We start from the raw sequence: 1,498 nt of genomic DNA, 5'->3' as shown, positions 1-1,498 counted from the left end.
ATTTTTTAGAAGCATCGGGTTGAACTGCTACATCTGTGAATTCTTTAAGTTTTCCGTAACCGTTTATGATCGGGGTCGTCCATTCCTGAGCGGTAGTAAGTTGTATGGCCATAATTGTTATTAATAAAAGAAGCGCTTTTTTCATGTGTTTCGGTATTTATAATGATTGTAAAACTGGTTTGAATCTAGAAGTACTAATTTCTACATTTTTGAATAGTAATGAAAGTAAGTTAATGTATTTAACGCAAGTGTAACTTGGGTTACTGTCATTATGGTATAATAATTATAGATTCGTTATTTAAATTAGCGTTAGATTACATTTATATGGATGAATTACAAAATATTGCTAAGAAATTTTTTAAACTGTTTACTGTAGTAATTGCCTTGGTTATAGTAATATTTTTAAAACTGTTAACCTATCATTCCTCTCAGGCAACCAAAGAAGTTGTAGCCATTGATGAACAAAAAGATGAAAATGTTTGGAAACCAAAAAATGCTTTGTCCGAAATTGATAAAATGCCCGAACTAGTCAAAAAAGGTTATTACTTAATTGCTGAGACTTCAAGGTTTATGGGTCCTGGGGCAGCAAAAATTGAAGATAGGTATAGCGGTAACAACTTGGCATGTTCCAATTGCCACTTACAAAAAGGAGCCCAGGCAGGTTCAGGTTCTTGGGTAGGTATTTTAGAACGTTTTCCACAGTTTGGTGGAAGGGGAAATAAAGTGGGTACTATTGAAGACCGAATTAACGGTTGTATGGAACGAAGTATGAACGGTAGAATGCTTCGGCCAGATTCAGATAAACTTGTGGCCATTGTTGCCTATATGGATTGGTTGAGCGAAGGTTTGCCTGAAGATAGAAAGTCGGAGTTTAAAGGATATCCAAAAATTAAGATTCCTAATGAAAAGGTAGATTTAGTAAAAGGTAAGCAAGTATATACTAAAGAGTGTGTTATTTGCCATGGTGAAAATGGAACTGGGGTTTTAAGTCTAGAGGATAACAACAGTTATACATATCCACCATTGTGGGGAGAAGATAGTTTTAACGATGGCGCAGGAATGCACCGGGTAATTACTTCGGCGGAATTTATAAAGAGTAACATGCCCTATTTACAGGCCACTTGGGATAATCCTAAGCTAACCGATGAAGAAGCCTATCATGTAGCTGGCTATATAAACAGCTTTAGCAGACCACATAAACTAAATACCGAAAACGATTATCCCGATAAAAAGCTAAAACCAGTTTCTACACCGTACGGACCTTGGGTAGATGATTTTACCGCTGAGCAGCATAAAAATGGACCATTCCCACCTATAATTGATTTCTATAAAGAGACATACGGAATTACTAAAACGAAATAACCTACATGAGATTAGTATATCTGGTCATTATTTGTTTGCCTATATTTTCTATTCCACAGGATTCTGTAGCGGTAAAGAAAAAAGGAACCCTTTCAGGGCAATGGCGTACGTATTATATGATGACATCAAATAAGGG

At 35.9% G+C, this 1,498-nt stretch carries 1 protein-coding gene; it reads left to right on the top strand.

The genetic code is table 11. From position 1 onward, the window contains the following. Positions 1-324 precede the first annotated feature (324 nt). A complete protein-coding gene (locus QZ657_RS14315; RefSeq protein WP_291967766.1) occupies positions 325-1,362 on the top strand; it encodes a c-type cytochrome in 1,038 nt (345 codons plus the stop codon). Positions 1,363-1,498: the final 136 nt, after the last annotated feature.

The organism is Maribacter sp., from assembly GCA_020629415.1.
Lineage (GTDB): Bacteria > Bacteroidota > Bacteroidia > Flavobacteriales > Flavobacteriaceae > Maribacter > Maribacter huludaoensis.
This window is presented reverse-complemented; position numbering and strand designations above follow the sequence as displayed.

Bases quoted from the DNA above. Each gene is read 5' to 3' on its own strand.
- QZ657_RS14315 (WP_291967766.1), top strand. From the start codon at position 325: ATGGATGAATTACAAAATATTGCTAAGAAATTTTTTAAACTGTTTACT.